Source organism: Streptomyces sp. NPDC003327, from assembly GCF_053589515.1.
The window spans coordinates 30,932-46,107 of record NZ_JBSFSA010000011.1; the positions used below are offsets into that span (position 1 = coordinate 30,932).

Annotated in this window: 13 protein-coding genes; 8 read left to right on the top strand and 5 right to left on the bottom strand. The window is 73.4% G+C overall.

What is annotated here, in order from left to right:
• Positions 1-192: 192 nt before the first annotated feature.
• The gene (locus tag ACWDVG_RS12750) at positions 193-1,842 is read left to right on the top strand and encodes an ABC-F family ATP-binding cassette domain-containing protein (RefSeq protein WP_451698953.1); all 1,650 of its coding nucleotides are present in this window, start codon (positions 193-195) and stop codon (positions 1,840-1,842) included.
• A gap of 300 nt (positions 1,843-2,142) precedes the next feature.
• Complete coding sequence (locus tag ACWDVG_RS12755; protein ID WP_451698954.1) at positions 2,143-3,117, top strand: acyl-ACP desaturase; 975 nt, start codon at positions 2,143-2,145, stop codon at positions 3,115-3,117.
• A 61-nt stretch (positions 3,118-3,178) separates the two neighbouring features.
• Here ACWDVG_RS12755 and ACWDVG_RS12760 read toward each other — a convergent pair whose 3' ends face one another.
• Complete coding sequence (locus tag ACWDVG_RS12760) at positions 3,179-3,433, bottom strand: WhiB family transcriptional regulator (RefSeq protein WP_451698955.1); 255 nt, start codon at positions 3,431-3,433, stop codon at positions 3,179-3,181.
• 133 nt (positions 3,434-3,566) lie between these two features.
• Between ACWDVG_RS12760 and ACWDVG_RS12765 the strand changes: the two genes are divergently transcribed.
• Positions 3,567-4,235 (top strand): TetR/AcrR family transcriptional regulator, encoded by a 669-nt coding sequence (locus tag ACWDVG_RS12765; RefSeq protein WP_451698956.1) that lies wholly within the window; start codon positions 3,567-3,569, stop codon positions 4,233-4,235.
• Positions 4,236-4,251: 16 nt separating this feature from the next.
• On the opposite strand, the gene ACWDVG_RS12770 is transcribed toward ACWDVG_RS12765, so the two are convergent.
• Positions 4,252-5,175, bottom strand: coding sequence for an alpha/beta hydrolase (locus tag ACWDVG_RS12770; protein WP_451698957.1), 924 nt, complete (start codon positions 5,173-5,175; stop codon positions 4,252-4,254).
• Between the two features lie 106 nt (positions 5,176-5,281).
• Positions 5,282-6,298, bottom strand: coding sequence for a non-homologous end-joining DNA ligase (ligD, locus tag ACWDVG_RS12775; protein ID WP_451698958.1), 1,017 nt, complete (start codon positions 6,296-6,298; stop codon positions 5,282-5,284).
• A 52-nt stretch (positions 6,299-6,350) separates the two neighbouring features.
• Here ligD and ACWDVG_RS12780 point away from each other — a divergent pair, with 52 nt between their 5' ends.
• From ACWDVG_RS12780 to ACWDVG_RS12790, 3 genes are all read left to right on the top strand, one after another.
• A complete protein-coding gene (locus ACWDVG_RS12780; protein WP_451698959.1) occupies positions 6,351-7,409 on the top strand; it encodes an ATP-dependent DNA ligase in 1,059 nt (352 codons plus the stop codon).
• A 393-nt stretch (positions 7,410-7,802) separates the two neighbouring features.
• Positions 7,803-7,997 carry a hypothetical protein gene (locus ACWDVG_RS12785; RefSeq protein WP_451699197.1) on the top strand — a complete coding sequence of 65 codons (195 nt, stop codon included), beginning with the start codon at positions 7,803-7,805 and terminating at the stop codon, positions 7,995-7,997.
• 155 nt (positions 7,998-8,152) lie between these two features.
• Complete coding sequence (locus ACWDVG_RS12790) at positions 8,153-10,252, top strand: MDR family MFS transporter (protein WP_451698960.1); 2,100 nt, start codon at positions 8,153-8,155, stop codon at positions 10,250-10,252.
• Between the two features lie 88 nt (positions 10,253-10,340).
• On the opposite strand, the gene ACWDVG_RS12795 is transcribed toward ACWDVG_RS12790, so the two are convergent.
• On the bottom strand, positions 10,341-10,784 hold the full coding sequence (locus tag ACWDVG_RS12795) for a YchJ family protein (RefSeq protein WP_451698961.1): 444 nt from the start codon (positions 10,782-10,784) through the stop codon (positions 10,341-10,343).
• A 105-nt stretch (positions 10,785-10,889) separates the two neighbouring features.
• On the opposite strand from ACWDVG_RS12795, the gene ACWDVG_RS12800 reads away from it, so the two are divergent.
• Together ACWDVG_RS12800 and ACWDVG_RS12805 are read left to right on the top strand one after the other, a co-directional pair.
• A complete protein-coding gene (locus tag ACWDVG_RS12800) occupies positions 10,890-12,233 on the top strand; it encodes a 6-phospho-beta-glucosidase (protein WP_451698962.1) in 1,344 nt (447 codons plus the stop codon).
• Positions 12,234-12,375: 142 nt separating this feature from the next.
• Complete coding sequence (locus ACWDVG_RS12805; protein WP_451698963.1) at positions 12,376-14,283, top strand: M64 family metallopeptidase; 1,908 nt, start codon at positions 12,376-12,378, stop codon at positions 14,281-14,283.
• A gap of 57 nt (positions 14,284-14,340) precedes the next feature.
• On the opposite strand, the gene ACWDVG_RS12810 is transcribed toward ACWDVG_RS12805, so the two are convergent.
• The gene (locus ACWDVG_RS12810) at positions 14,341-15,147 is read right to left on the bottom strand and encodes an SAM-dependent methyltransferase (RefSeq protein ID WP_451698964.1); all 807 of its coding nucleotides are present in this window, start codon (positions 15,145-15,147) and stop codon (positions 14,341-14,343) included.
• Between the last annotated feature and the right edge of the window lie 29 nt (positions 15,148-15,176).

Sequence of the window (15,176 nt, forward strand, 5' to 3'; positions counted from 1 at the left end):
TGTCGTCGCCCGATCGGAGAACGGACCTTGCTCGTCTGAGGTGGTGAGACACCGTGCCGCGCGTGCCCTTCGTGCCGTGCGTGCCGTTCTCGACCTCGGCGTACGAGCCGGTCTTCCCCCGTCGCCCGCGCCCCGGTGTCTCCCGCGTCCGCTGTCAGCCCACGCTCGCGCTCGCGCCACCGGGAGGCCTCCATGGCACATCACCCCACCTTCGTCACCTGTTCTTCCCTCTCCTTCTCCTGGCCGGACGGCACGGAGGTCCTCGACGACTTCCGGCTCACCGTCGGCCCCGGCAGGACCGGGCTCGTCGGCCTGAACGGCTCCGGCAAGTCGACCCTCCTGAAGCTGATCGCCGGCGAGCTGACGCCGGCGTCCGGCACGGTCCGGGTCTCCGGCGAGATCGGCTACCTGTCGCAGACCCTGGTCCTGGACACCGGGCGCCGGGTCGACGACATCCTCGGCATCGCCGCGAAGCGGGCCGCGCTGCACGCCATCGAGGCGGGCGATCCGGCGGAGGAGCACTTCGCGGCGCTCGGCGACGACTGGGACGTCGAGGAGCGCGCGCGGGCCGTGCTGGACGAGCTGGGCCTCGGCGCGATCGGCCTCGACCGGACCGTCGGCGACGTCTCCGGCGGCGAGTCGGTGCTGCTGCGCCTGGCCGCGCTGCTGCTCGCCCGGCCCGACGTACTGCTGCTCGACGAGCCGACGAACAACCTGGACCTGTACGCCCGGGCCCGGCTGTACGAGGCGGTGGAGCGCTGGTCCGGGGTCCTGGTCGTGGTGAGCCACGACCGTGAACTGCTGGAGCGGGTCGACCAGATCGCCGACCTCAGGGACGGGGAGGTCTCCTGGTACGGCGGCGCCTGGTCCGCCTACGAGGAGGCGCTCGCCGCCGAACAGGAGGCGGCGGAGCGGACGGTCCGCGTCGCCGAGGCCGACGTCCAGCGCCAGAAGCGCGAACTCGCCGACGCCCACATGAAGTTGGCGCGGCGGAAGCGGTACGCGCAGAAGAGCTACGCGAACAAGGTCGTCCCGAAGATCGTGGCGAACGGCCGCCGCGACGCGGCCCAGGTCTCGGCCGGCAAGCACCGCGCCCTGCACACCGAGCGCCTTTCGGAGGCCAGGGAGCGCCTCGACACCGCGGTCGAGGCCGTACGGGACGACGACGAGATCCGCGTCGAGCTGCCGCACACCTCGGTGCCACCGGGGCGCGAGGTGCTGCTGCTGCGCGACCTGGAACTGCGCCACGGGGCCCGGGTCAGGGGCGGCTTCGAGCTGCGGGGTCCGGAGCGGATCGCCCTGGTGGGGCGGAACGGCGCGGGCAAGACGACGCTGCTGCGGACGATCGCCGGTGAGTGGGAGCCGCTCGCGGGCGAGGTGGAGGCGCGCGTGCCGCTCCGCTTCCTGCCGCAGCGGCTCGACGTCCTCGACGACGGGCTGAGCGTCGTGGAGAACGTGGCGCGGTTCGCGCCCGCTGCGACGGGGAACGCGATCCGGGCCCGGCTCGCGCGGTTCCTGTTCCGGGGCGCGCGGGCGGACCGGCTCGCGGGCACCCTGTCGGGCGGCGAGCGGTTCCGGGCGACGCTCGCGGCGCTGCTCCTGGCGGAGCCGGCTCCCCAGCTGCTGATGCTGGACGAGCCGACGAACAACCTGGACATGGCGTCGGTGCGGAAGCTGACGGCGGCCCTCGACGCGTACGAGGGGGCGTTGATCGTGGCGAGCCACGACATGGCGTTCCTGGAGTCGCTGGGGATCACCCGCTGGCTGCTGCTCGACGGCGAGCTGCGGCCGACGACGCCGGAGGAGGTGCGGGAGTCCGCGTCGCGTGCGGAGGCGGGGTAGCCGGCGTCACGGGAGGGCGCGCGGGGTGCGGCGGGCGTGGGCGGTTCGGGCCTTCCTGACCGCGCCCCTCGCATGCGCTGTGTAGCCGTACTGACGCGCGAGGTGCAACGCGAGGTGGCGCACGGACGACGTGACCTGCGCCTCCGGCACGCCTCGCGAGCAGCACGCATAACGGAACGTAATCGGACATCGCCGGGACGGGCTTGGCCGAAGCCTTATGGAGGCTTAACCTACGGTCTCGTAACCTACGAAGCCGTAGGTACCCGCATGCCCGTAAGCCCTCCGTCCCCTGGAGTCCCTGTGACGCTCACTTCTCCCCATCTCGGCAGCTCGGCAGGGTGGACCGACGCTCGGTTGCTCTACGCGCTCGAAGAGGTCGTGGAGAAGGAGCTCAACCGGCACCTGAAGGTCACCAAGGACTGGATGCCGCACGAGTACGTGCCGTGGTCGGACGCCCGCAACTTCCCCGGCTTCTTCGAGGACGGCGAGGCCTGGGAGCCGTCGCAGTCCAAGGTCACGGACATCGGCAAGATCGCCCTCGTCGTCAACCTGCTCACCGAGGACAACCTCCCGAGCTACCACCACGAGATCGCGTCGCTCTTCGGCCGCGACGGCGCCTGGGGCACCTGGGTGCACCGCTGGACCGCCGAGGAGGGCCGCCACGGCATCGTGATGCGCGACTACCTGCTCGCCTCGCGCGCGGTCGACCCGGACAAGCTGGAGCAGTTCCGGATGGCGCACATGAGCGAGGGCTTCGAGTCGGACAACCGGCACTCGATGCTGCACTCGGTGGCGTACGTCGCCTTCCAGGAGCTCGCCACCCGCATCTCGCACCGCAACACCGGCCACCAGTCGGGCGACCCGGTCTGCGACCGGATGCTGTCGCGCATCGCGACCGACGAGAACCTGCACATGGTCTTCTACCGGAACCTGCTGGGCGCGGCCTTCGAGATCGCCCCGGACCTGACCATGGAGGCCGTGCGCGACGTCGTGGTCAACTTCCGGATGCCCGGACACGGCATGCCCGGCTTCGAGCGGGCCGCCGCGCAGATGGCGATCGGCGAGATCTACAACCTGCGCATCCACCACGACGACGTGCTCCAGCCCGTGCTGCGCTTCCTCAAGGTCCTCCAGATCGAGGGCCTCGGCCCGGAGGGCCTGCGCGCCCAGGAGGAGCTGGGGCTCTACATGAACGGGCTCGACAGCGAGGCCAGCACGTTCGACGAGAAGCTCGCGGCCCGCAAGGCCCGGATGGCCGCCCGCGCCGCCGGCTGAGACCGGCCCGGCGGGGCGGCACCGGCCCGGCGGGACGGGTGCGGGGCTGGTGCGGGGCGGTTCAGTGGCGCTGACCGCGCTTGAGCCGACCCCGCTCCTTCTCGGAGAGGCCGCCCCACACCCCGAACCGCTCGTCGTGGGTGAGGGCGTACTCCAGGCAGGCGAGCCGTCCCTCGCAGGCTCCGCACAGCTGCTTGGCCTCGCGCGTCGACGAGCCGGGGGCCGGGAAGAAGAACTCCGGTCCGGCCTGGGCGCACAGGGCGTTCTCGCGCCAGGAGAGGTCGGGGGCGGTGAGCACGTCGGTATCCGTCTGCATGACCCCCACGCTGCCGGACGGGCGTAAACAGGCCATCAACGTTCGATCAATGGCGTGGGCACGGCCGCCGGAAACACAAGGCGGCGCGCGGGAGAGATATCCGCACGGTCGTGCGTTCAGTACGATGTGGGGCATGAGCGCCACCACCGGGAACACCCCCGCCGCCAGGACGGACGGCCGGGTCGAACGCGGCAACCAGACCCGGCGCCTCGTGCTCGGCCGGACGATGGACATCGCCTCGGTCGAGGGCCTGGAGGGCCTGTCGCTGGGGCGGATCGCCACCGAGCTGAAGCTCAGCAAGAGCGGCGTCTTCGCGCTCTTCGGCTCCAAGGAGGAGCTCCAGCTCGCCACGGTCAGGGCGGCGGTCGCCGTCTTCGCCGAGCGGGTCGTCACGCCGCTGGCCGAGGTGCCGCCGGGCGCGCGACGGGTCCGCGACCTGTGCCGGAACTGGCTCGCGTACTCCGCGGAGCGCGTCTTCGCGGGCGGCTGCTTCTTCTACGCGGTCTCGGCGGAGTTCGACGCGCGGACGGGCCCGGTCCACGACGCGGTGGCACAGGCCCGGCGGGACTGGACGGCGTACGTGGAGCGGGCCCTGACGGAGGCGCGCGCGGCCGGCGAGTTCGCCGGGGACCTGGACGCGGAGCAGGTGGCGTTCGAGATCATCGCGCTGATGGAGGCCGGGAACGCCCAGTCGGTGCTGTTCGGCGACACCGCCGCGTACGAGCGTGCCGACCGGGGCGTCCTGGCCCGCCTCCGCGCGGCCGCCACCCCCCGGGGCCGCGCGGCCCTCGACGCCCCCTGAGCCGCCGCGGGTCCGGTCAGAGGGTCGCCGCCCGGTCGCGTGACCGGACGTCCGCCGCGGTGATGACGTCCCCGGCCCCGTCCCCGTCCCCGTGCAGGAACGCGAGCGCCTCGCCGAGCACCGTCGGGTCCGTGAGGATGCGCCGGTGTCCGAGGCCCCGGGTGACGACGAGCCGCGCCCGCGCGCCGTGGGCGTCCGCGATCAGGCGGGCGTGGGCGAGCGGGACCATGTCGTCGCCCTCGTCGTGGAACAGCAGGACGGGCGCGCCGAGTTCCTCCGGGGCCCGGTCGGCGCCGAAGCGCTCCCAGATGCCGGGTTCGGCCGGGGCGAGGTGCCGCTCGACGTGCTCGCGCATGCGCCGGACCACCAGGTCGTCGACGCCGAGGTGGGACCGGAAGCCCGCGAGGAGCAGATCGAAGGAGCCGACGCCTCCGAGGCCGACGAACCGGCCGGTGCGGACGCCGTCGCGCAGGGCGAAGAGGGAGGCGAGGACGCCGAAGGAGTGGGCGACGACGACCTCGAAGCGGCCGTCGCGCGCGTGCCGGGCGTGCAACTCCCTGATGATCTCGCGGTATTCGAGGATGTTGCTCGCACTGCCCGTGGACTCCCCGTGGCCGGGCGCGTCGAAGGTGACCGGGCTGTAGCCGAGGGCGAGGAGCCGCTCGGCGAAGGCGCTCATCCGTGAGGCGCGCGAGGACCAGCCGTGGACGAGGAGCACGGGCCGCCGCCCGTCGCCCCACGCGTAGGTGACGACGTCCTTGCCGTGGACGCGCAGGCGGTCGGTGCGGGCGCGGTCGAAGAGCTCCCGCTCGACGGGCCTGAGGGCGGCGCGGCCGAGCGGGCGGACGAAGAGGTGGAAGGCCCAGCGGCCGGCCGGGCCGGGGGCGAGGCGCGCGGCGGCGTTGAGGGCGGTGCGTACGAGCGGAGCCATCGGGAACATGCCGGATCTCCTCGGTCGGCCTGGATGTGAAAAAATGCTAGCACGACCGTTCGTGTTGTTTTAGGGCCAGCGAGCGACGGCGGGCCGACGCCGACCCGCCGGCCCCTCACTCCTTCTTCGCGCGGCTCGGCTGCACCCGCTTCGGCTCGCCCGGCATCTTCGGGTACTCCGGCGGATACGGCAGGTCGCCGAGCCCGTGTTCCGCCTCGTCCCGGCGCGCCAGTTCGAGCAGGGAGTCGAGCCCGAAGCGCTCGTCGTCCATGTCCGCGTGCACGTCGCCCAGCTCGGCGTACCGGGCCGGCATCGTACGGATGTCGAAGTCCTCCGGTGCCGCGTCGTCGACCTCGTCCCAGCGCAGCGGCGCGGAGACCGGGGCGTGCGGCCGGGGGCGTACGGAGTAGGCGGAGGCGATGGTCCGGTCGCGGGCCGTCTGGTTGTAGTCCACGAAGATCCGCTCGCCGCGTTCCTCCTTCCACCACCGGGTGGTCACCCTGTCCGGCATCCGCCGCTCCAGCTCCCGGCCGCAGGCGATGGCGGCCCGTCTGACCTGGGTGAAGGTCCAGCGGGGCGCGATCGGCACGAACACGTGGAGGCCCCGTCCACCGGAGGTCTTGGGCCAGCCGCGCAGCCCGTGCTCGTCGAGGACCGCGCGCAGCTCGTGGGCGGCGCGCACGGCGTCGCCGTAGTCGGTGCCGGGCTGCGGGTCGAGGTCGATGCGCAGTTCGTCGGGGTGGTCGGTGTCGTCCCGCCGGACCGGCCAGGGGTGGAAGGTGACGGCGCCGAGGTTGGCGGCCCACAGCACGGCCGCCGGTTCCGTCGGGCACATCTCGTCGGCGGACCGGCCGCTCGGGAAGGTGATGTGGGCGGTGGGGATCCAGTCGGGGAGGTACTTCGGGGCCCGCTTCTGGAAGAAGGACTCGCCCGTCACCCCGTCGGGGTAACGCTCCAGGGTGGTGGGCCGGTTCCGCAGGGCCCGGGTGATGCCGTCGCCGACCGCCAGGTAGTAGCCGACCATGTCCAGCTTCGTGTAGCCGCGTTCGGGGAAGTAGACCTTGTCCGGGTTGGAGACCCGCACGGTCCTGTCGCCGACTTCGAGTTCCACCGCTGCCGCCTTGCCTGCCATGCGGGCCAGCCTAGGGCTCGCCGACAACTCCCGCATACCGGACAATCAACCCATGGATCTGCCGGTGATGCCGCCCGTGAAGCCGATGCTCGCCAAGTCCGTGAAGAAGATCCCGCCCGGGATGCACTACGAGGCGAAGTGGGACGGCTTCCGCGCCGTCGTCCACCGCGACGGGCCCGAGCTGGTCATCGGCAGCCGCACCGGCAAGCCGCTCACCCGCTACTTCCCCGAGTTGGTCGAGGCGCTGACCGCGCGTCTGCCGGAGCGCTGCGTGGTCGACGGGGAGATCGTGATCGAGCACGAGGGCCGCCTCGACTTCGACCGGCTCAGCGAGCGCATCCACCCGGCCGACTCCCGGGTCCGCATGCTCGCGGAGACCACGCCGGCCCGCTTCGTCGCCTTCGACCTGCTCGCCCTCGACGACACCGCGCTCCTCGACGCCCCGCTGACCGAGCGGCGGGCGGCCCTGGAGCGGGTGCTCGACGGGGTCGACGCCCCCGTCCACCTGGCCCCCGCCACCCGGGACTCGGCCGTCGTCGCCGAGTGGTTCGAGCAGTACGAGGGCGCGGGCCTGGACGGGGTCGTGGCGAAGCCGCTCGACCTGCCGTACCGGCCGGACGCCCGCCTCATGTACAAGATCAAGCACGAGCGGACGGCCGACGTCGTCGTCGCCGGATACCGCTTCCACAAGAGCGGCCCGGTGGTCGGCTCGCTGCTGCTCGGCCTGTACGACGGCGGCGGCACGCTCCAGCACGTCGGCGTCTGCGCGGCCTTCACCGCCGCACGGCGGGCCCAGCTGATCGAGGAGCTGGAGCCGCTGCGCATGGACCCGCCGGACGGCCACCCCTGGGCGGCGTGGGCGGACGAGGCGGCCCACGCGGCGGCGCGGCTGCCGGGTGCCCCGAGCCGCTGGTCGGGCAAGAAGGACCTGTCGTGGGTGCCGCTGCGGCCCGAGCGGGTCTGCGAGGTGGGGTACGACCACATGGAGGGCGACCGGTTCCGGCACACGGCCCAGTTCAAGCGGTGGCGCCCGGACCGCACGCCCGAGACCTGCGGATACGAACAGCTGGACGAACCCGTCTCGTACGACCTGTCGGAGATCCTGTCCTAGGAACGCACCGGCGGGAGTGAGATGCCACACACTCCGACGACGGCCCAAGATCCTCAACGGCTTGCCGAGGGCCGCCCGTTCGTCGTACACGCGCGCGATGCGCGGCGTCGGCGCACAACCCCCCGGCGGCCGCCCGGCCCCGCACCTGCGGGAACGTCCGCGGCCGCGATCACCGGGGCGGCGCGCCTTGGCGCGTGCGGGGGCGCGCGTGACGCGGGGCGGGCGCCCGGGCGTTGCCCGGCCGCGACGGGGCCGTTCCTGAACCGGGACGGCCATCCGGTACGTATGAGAGGGAGACCCCTTCCGTACCGTTCCCGGACCGACTAGGACTGACCCGTGATCGCCTCGCCCTCGCCCCTCGTACCCGTACCGATCCCCGACCGCGTGGCCGCCATGATCGGTTCCTGTCTGCCGCTGCACGTCCTCCAGGCGGAGGTCGACGCGGACTGCGCGGCGCGCGAGGTGTCCCGTTTCCGTGGGCCGCTCTGCGCGGAGGACCGGGCGGACCGGGAACACGCCCTCGCCGCGCTCGCCCGCGCGAACAAGATCCTCGCCAAGCACCACCCCCGCCTGCTCGTCACCCGCTGAGCGGCGGCGCGCCGCCGCACCGGCCGGCCGCCGCGCCGGAGCCGTGAGCAGTGCGCCCGTCAGGCGTGAGCCGTAGACCGGTTCAGCCGTCAGCCGTACACCGGTTCGGCCGTCCCCCGCATGCACGGGGACGGCCCCGGTGTGACGCTGCCAGGGTGACCACCACCAGCGACGCAGCGCCCGCACCCCCGGCCGCGACCGAGCCGCCCGTGCTCGACAACCGCCGCCGCAACATCGTCTTCGGCACGATCATGCTCGGCGTCCTCCTCGCCGCCCTCGACCAGACGATCGTCGGCACGGCGCTGCCCACGATCGTCGCGGACCTCGGCGGCGCCGCCCACATGTCGTGGGTGGTCACCTCGTACCTCCTCGCCGAGACGGTCGCGACCGTGCTCGTCGGCAAGTTCGGCGACCTCTTCGGCCGCAAGGTGATCTTCCAGATCTCGGCGGTCGTCTTCATCACCGGCTCGTTCCTCTGCGGCCTCGCCACCAACATGACGCTGCTGATCGTCTGGCGCGGCCTCCAGGGCATCGGCGCCGGCGGTCTGATGGTCACCTCGATGGCGCTGATCGCCGACGTCATCCCGCTGCGCGAGCGCGGCAAGTACCAGGGCGCGATCGGCGCGGTGTTCGGTGTCTCGACCGTCATCGGACCGCTGCTCGGCGGCCTGTTCACCGACCACGCCAGCTGGCGCTGGGCCTTCTACGTCAACGTGCCCATCGCGATCCTCGTCGTGATCGCCGCCGCCCGCACGATCCCCTCCGTGCGCTCCGCGAGCCGTCCGGTCATCGACTACACGGGCATCGCGCTGGTCGCCGCGGGCTCCAGTGCCCTGATCCTGGCCACGAGTTGGGGCGGCAACGAGTACGCCTGGGGCTCCGGCGTCATCATCGGCCTCTTCGCCGGCGGTCTGCTCGCGCTCGCCCTCTTCTGCTGGGTGGAGACGCGGGCCGCGGAACCGATGCTGCCCATGCGGCTGTTCTCGAACCCGGTCTTCACCGTCTGCTCGGTCCTCAGCTTCGTCGTCGGCTTCGCCATGCTCGGCGCGATGACCTTTCTGCCGACCTACCTCCAGTACGTCGACGGGGACTCGGCCACGGTCTCCGGCATCCGCACGCTGCCCATGGTCATCGGCCTGCTGATCGCCTCCGTCTTCAGCGGCAACGTCGTCAGCAAGACCGGCCACTACCGGATCTTCCCCATCCTCGGCTGCCTGGTGATGGGGATCGGCCTCTTCCTGCTCTCCCTCATGGAGCCCGGCACCAGCGCCTGGCTCGCGTCCCTGTACATGTTCGTGCTCGGCGTCGGCATCGGTCTGTGCATGCAGGTGCTGACCATCGCCGTGCAGAACACCGTGCCCTACGCCGACCTCGGCACCGCCACCTCCGGCGTCACCTTCTTCCGTACGCTCGGCAGCTCCTTCGGCACCGCCGTCTTCGGCACCATCTACGCCAACTCCCTCGGCCCGAACCTGCGGACGGGCGTCGCCGAGGCCGCGGCCCTCGGCGCGGGCGCCGGGCTCGACCCGGCGGCGATCGCGACCGCCGCGCAGAGCCCGGCCGGGGTCCACGGCCTGCCCGACCAGGTCGCCGAGCCCGTGGTGCAGGCCTACGCCGACACCCTCCACACCGTCTTCCTGTGGACGGTGCCCGTCGCGGCCGTCGGCTTCGTCGTGGCGCTCTTCCTCAAGCAGGTCGCCCTGCACGACTCCGCCCGCGGCGCCGCGGGCGACATGGGCGAGGGCTTCGCCTCCCCCACCACCAGCGGCGACTCGGCGAAGCTGCTCGAACTCGCCGTCGGCCGGCTGTTGCGGCGCATGGACATGGACACGGCCCGGCGGATCATCGCCGCCTCCGACACCCGGCTCGACACGGCCGGCGCCTGGGCGGTGATGCAGGTGGAGCTCTTCACCCGGACCGTGGGACACGCGAGCCTCGGGCTGATCGCCGCGGGGCGGCGGATCCCGCCGGAGGTGCTGCTCCCCGCCTTCGACCGGATGGTCGACGAGGGGTTCCTCACCCGGCACGGCAATCTGCTCTCGCACACGCCGGCGGGCAAGCGGGAGGCGGAGATCATCACGCGGGCGTGGGCCGACTGGCTCGCCGACCGGCTGGAGCGCGAGCGCGGCCGGCCGAGCGGTCCCGAACTGCGGGTCGCGACGGACGCGATCGCCAAGAAGATCGTCGCCGAGGACCTCGCGGACGGCCTGCCGTCGGGGCGGACGCGCACCCCGGCGCTCTCCTCCCCCCGGTGAACCCGCGCGCGCCTCGCGCCCTTCGCCCGGCGCCCGCCCGGCCGGTCGGCGCCTGCCCGGGCGGCGCCTGCCCGGGCGGCGCCCGTCGCTACCCGAGGAACTCCCCGTTCACGTACACCCACGCCCCCTCGTGGCGGACGAAGCGGCTCCGCTCGTGCAGCGCGCCCGGCTCGCCGCCGTGGACGTAGCGGGCGACGAAGGTGACGGTGCCCCGCTGGTGGAAGGCGGTGCCCTCGCCGGTCTCCCGGATCTCCAGGCCGCTCCAGCGCAGCGCCGGATCGAAGTCGACCCCGCCCGGCCGTGTCTCCGGCGCCCACGTCCGCAGCAGATAGGCCTCGTCGCGGACGACGAAGGCGCTGTAGCGGGAGCGCATCAGCAGCTCGGCGGTGGGCGCCGTACCGCCCGTACCGTCGTGAAAGCGGCCGCAGCAGGCGCCGTACGCGGCGTCGAGGCCGCAGGGGCACGGGGAGGTCGCGGTCACCGCCGGCGCGGGCGCGGCGGACGTGCGGGGGCGGGTCTTGCGTCGGGACATGGGGCCATTGTTCCCCACCGGGCCGCGCACCCGGGCCGCTCGGGCGGGGTGCCACCGAGGGGTGTCCGGCCCGGGCGGCGGGACGCGCGCGAGTAGCGTACGGGCATGCGACTGACGATTCTCGGAGGCGGCGGATTCCGGGTGCCGCTGGTGTACGGCGCCCTCCTCGGCGACCACGCCGAGGGGCGGATCACCCACGTCACCCTGTACGACCTCGACGAGCGGCGGCTCTCGGCCGTCGCCCGGGTCCTCGCCGAGCAGGCCGACGACGTGCCGGACGCCCCGGCGGTGACCGCGACGACGGACCTCGACGAGGCGCTGCGCGGGGCCGACTTCGTGTTCTCCGCGATCCGGGTCGGCGGTCTGGAGGGGCGGGCGGCCGACGAGCGGATCGCGCTCGCCGAGGGGGTGCTGGGGCAGGAGACCGTCGGCGCGGGCGGGATCGCGTACGGGCTGCGGACCGTGCCCGTCGCGGTGCGGATCGCCGAGCGGATCGCCGCGCTCGCCCCGGACGCCTGGGTCATCAACTTCACCAACCCGGCGGGCCTGGTCACCGAGGCGATGTCCCGCATCCTCGGCGACCGGGTCGTCGGCATCTGCGACTCCCCCGTCGGCCTCGGCCGCCGGGTGGCCCGCGTGCTCGGCGCGGACCCGGACGCGGCGTGGATCGACTACGTCGGCCTCAACCACCTGGGCTGGCTGCGCGGGCTCCGGGTCGGCGGCGTCGACGTGCTGCCCCGGCTGTTCGCCGACGAGGAGGCGCTCGGCTCCTTCGAGGAGGGGAAGCTGTTCGGCACCGAGTGGCTGCGCGCGCTCGGCGCGGTCCCCAACGAGTACCTGCACTACTACTACTTCAACCGGGAGGCGGTGGCCGCCTACCGGTCCGCGGAGCGGACCCGCGGCGCCTTCCTCCTCGACCAGCAGGCCGGTTTCTACGAGGAGGCCGGCCGTCCCGGCACCCCGGCCCTCGCCGCCTGGCGGCGGACGCTCGCGGACCGGGAGGCGACGTACATGGCGGCCAACCGCGAGGCCGCGGGGGTCGGCGAGCGCGACGAGGAGGACCTGGAGTCCGGTGGCTACGAGAAGGTGGCGCTCGCGCTGATGCGGGCGGTCGCACGCGACGAGCGGAGCACGCTGATCCTGAACGTGCGCAACGGCGCCACGCTCGCCGCCCTCGACGCCGACGCGGTGATCGAGGTGCCCTGCCTCGTGGACGCGAACGGCGCGCACCCGGTGTCGGTGGCGCCGCTGCCCGGCCACGCCACCGGTCTGGTGACGGCGGTCAAGGCGGTGGAGCGGGAGGTCCTCGCGGCGGCGGGGAGCGGTTCGTGGGCCACGGCGGTGAAGGCCTTCGCGCTCCATCCGCTGGTGGACTCGGTGTCGGTGGCCCGCCGCCTGCTGGAGGGGTACGCGGCGGAGCACCCCGGCCTCGCGTACCTGCGCCGCTGACCGCGTTGCCGTTGTCGCCGTGCCGCGCACGCACGGATCTCGCGCCGGGCCTGCCCCGCCGACGCCGCGTCCACGTGTCGCCGGGGTGGACGACTGACGAACGTCTTTACGCGGCAGGGGGTGCGGCCTAGGCTCGCGCCCCATGACCTCACAGCCGCGCACGGCCGTTCGAAGAGGAGCGGCCCGGCTCACCGCGGTGTGCCTGCTGGCCGCCGGGCTGGTGGGCACCGCTCCGGCGGCCGCCGAGACCCCGACGGTCGGCGAGGGGCCGGTCGTCGTCCCCGTGCAGACCACCGGTCCCGCCGACAAGCGGTTCAACCTCGTGTTCCTGGGGGACGGCTACACCGCGGCCGAACTCCCCTTGTTCCGCGCGGACCTGACGAAGCACCTCAGCACCCTGTGGAGCATCGAGCCGTTCGCGTCCTACCGCTCGTACATCAACGTCTGGGCGGTGGAGGTGCCGTCGAAGGATTCCGGCGTGGACTGCGACCCGGGGCTCGACGCCCCGGACCGCGACACCGCGCTCGGCATGGGGTTCTGGGGCGGCTGCGACCCGCGGAGCGTGCAGCGGCTCCTCACCGTGGACGGTGCCAGGGCGGCCGCGCTAGCCGATCTCGTCCCCGGCACCGGACGGGGCAACCGGCAGGTCGTCGCCCTCGCCCACAGCTCCACCTACGGCGGCGCGGGCGGCCGTCACGCCACCGCGTCCGGCGGCAACGCGCTCTCCGCGCTCGTCACCCCGCACGAGATCGGCCATTCGCTCGGCGGCCTCCAGGACGAGTACGACTACTACGGGCGCGGCGTGCCCGGTGGGACGTACGAGGGCGAGGAGCCGGACTCCGCCCACCACACGCTCCTCACCGAGAGGGAGATGCGCGAGCGGCGGGCCAAGTGGTGGCGCTGGCTCGGCGAGGAGAGCGAGGCCGGCGGCATTATCGGCCGCCACGAGGGCGGTCTGTACAGCACGAAGGGGGTCTGGCGCCCGTCCCGCCACTCCCTGATGAAGACGCTCGGCTACGCCTTCGACCAGGTCGAGCGGGAGGTCATGGTCCGGGCGATCGCCGCGAAGGTCGACCTGGTCCAGGGCCACACGCCGAACGACGCCCCGCTCGGCGCCGACCGCACGGTCTGGGTGGACACTCTGCACCCGCTCGGCGGGCCGCTCTCCGTGACCTGGCGGCTCGACGGCCGGACGCTCCCGACCCGGGGCGCCCGGACGGTCGACCTGCGCCGGCTGGCCCTCGCGCCGGGCGGCCACACGCTGACGGCGACCGTGACCGATCCGACGCCGTTCGTCAGGGACCCGGCGGTCCGCGGCTCGGCCGCCCTGACCCGTACCGTCTCCTGGACGGTGGACCCGTCGCTCGCCACCCCTGCCTCGCCTCCTGTGGAGGCCGCCTTCACCGGGCACACCCCGCTCGGGGCGCCGGTCGGCGCCGGGACCGTCGTCCACGCGGACACCACGCACCCGGTGGACCGGGCGCTCGCGGTCCGGTGGCGGCTCGACGGCCGGCCCGTCCCGACCGGGGCGAACGACCGGGACCTGGACCTGCGGTCGCTGCGGCTGCGGCCGGGGACGCACACGCTCACCGCGCGGATCGCCGGCACGCGCGAGGAGCTGCGGTGGACGGTGGACGCCCGCCCGGCCACCGCCTCGTACGCGCTCTCCGCGCCGCTGCGCACCGTGCACCGGCCGGGGCGGCCCGTGGAGTACGTGTACGACGGGCCGTTCACCATGCGGCTGGCCGCGCGGGACGATCAGGAGGGCGCGGTGGTGAGCCAGTTCCGGGTCGACGGCGACGGCTGGTACACGTACTACGGCTGGCCGACCGACGCCGACGCGCCGTTCCGCTTCTCGCCGGAGGGCACGGTGATCGACGACCTCGTGTACGGGAAGCTGGGGCGGAGCCGGGCGGTGCCGTGGGACGACCCGACGCCGGACCACGGCACGCACACCGTCGAGTACCGCACGATCGACGCCGCCGGGAACGTGAGCCGCCCGCGGAGCTTCCGCGTGACGCTGGTCGAACCGGCGGCGCCGGGTTCGTGAACGGCCGAAGGCCCGCGGACCACCGGGGTCCACGGGCCTTCGTCGTCTCGCGTGGGATCAGGGTTTGCGGGCCACGCCGGCCCAGCCCGGGATCGGGTCGTCGCCCTGGACGGGCACCGGCTCGCCGAGCTCCGGGTGCCAGTCGGCGGTCAGCGAGACGCCGGGCTCGACGATCTCCAGGCCGTCGAAGAACGCGGCGAGTTCGTCGCGCGAGCGCGGCCGCAGGGTCAGCCCGCGCGCCTTGTACAGGGCGGCCGCCTTCGCCGCGCCCTCGGGGTCGAAGTCCCCGGTGACGTGGGAGAGGACGAGGTAGCTGCCCGGCGCGAGCTTGTCGACGATCTTCGCGACCAGCTCGTACGCGCCGTCCTCGTCGCCCACGAAGTGGAGCAGCGCGAGCATCGACAGCGCGATCGGCCGGTCGAAATCAAGGACCTTTCCGGCCCTTTCGAGGATGACGTCGGGCTCCCGCGCGTCCGCCTGGATGTACTCGGTGGCCCCCTCCGGGGTCGAGCGCAGCAGGGCGGCCGCGTGGGCGAGGACGATGGGGTCGTTGTCGCAGTAGACGACACGGGCCTCCGGCGCGGCCCCCTGCGCGATCTGGTGCAGGTTGGGCTCGGTCGGGATGCCCGTGCCGACGTCGAGGAACTGGCGCACGCCCCGGGCGCCGAGCCAGCGGATGGCGCGGTGCATGAAGGCGCGGTTGACCCGGGCCATGTCCCGGCCGCGGGCGTCGACGGTGAGGAGCTGGCGGGCCATCTCCTCGTCGACGGGGTAGTTGTCCTTGCCGCCCAGGAACCAGTCGTACATGCGCGCCGGATGCGGCTTGCTGGTGTCGATCCTCACGGATGCGGGGTCCTGGGTCATCGGCTCGGCTCTCCTGGTCGGTACGGACG

Excerpts from the sequence above, each read along its gene's own strand:
- ACWDVG_RS12750 (WP_451698953.1), top strand. The coding sequence starts at position 193 with ATGGCACATCACCCCACCTTCGTCACCTGTTCTTCCCTCTCCTTCTCC.
- ACWDVG_RS12760 (WP_451698955.1), bottom strand. The coding sequence starts at position 3,433 with ATGCAGACGGATACCGACGTGCTCACCGCCCCCGACCTCTCCTGGCGC.
- ACWDVG_RS12765 (WP_451698956.1), top strand. The coding sequence starts at position 3,567 with ATGAGCGCCACCACCGGGAACACCCCCGCCGCCAGGACGGACGGCCGG.
- ACWDVG_RS12770 (WP_451698957.1), bottom strand. The coding sequence starts at position 5,175 with ATGTTCCCGATGGCTCCGCTCGTACGCACCGCCCTCAACGCCGCCGCG.
- ligD (WP_451698958.1), bottom strand. The coding sequence starts at position 6,298 with ATGGCAGGCAAGGCGGCAGCGGTGGAACTCGAAGTCGGCGACAGGACC.
- ACWDVG_RS12780 (WP_451698959.1), top strand. The coding sequence starts at position 6,351 with ATGGATCTGCCGGTGATGCCGCCCGTGAAGCCGATGCTCGCCAAGTCC.
- ACWDVG_RS12785 (WP_451699197.1), top strand. The coding sequence starts at position 7,803 with ATGATCGGTTCCTGTCTGCCGCTGCACGTCCTCCAGGCGGAGGTCGAC.
- ACWDVG_RS12795 (WP_451698961.1), bottom strand. The coding sequence starts at position 10,784 with ATGTCCCGACGCAAGACCCGCCCCCGCACGTCCGCCGCGCCCGCGCCG.
- ACWDVG_RS12800 (WP_451698962.1), top strand. The coding sequence starts at position 10,890 with ATGCGACTGACGATTCTCGGAGGCGGCGGATTCCGGGTGCCGCTGGTG.
- ACWDVG_RS12805 (WP_451698963.1), top strand. The coding sequence starts at position 12,376 with ATGACCTCACAGCCGCGCACGGCCGTTCGAAGAGGAGCGGCCCGGCTC.
- ACWDVG_RS12810 (WP_451698964.1), bottom strand. The coding sequence starts at position 15,147 with ATGACCCAGGACCCCGCATCCGTGAGGATCGACACCAGCAAGCCGCAT.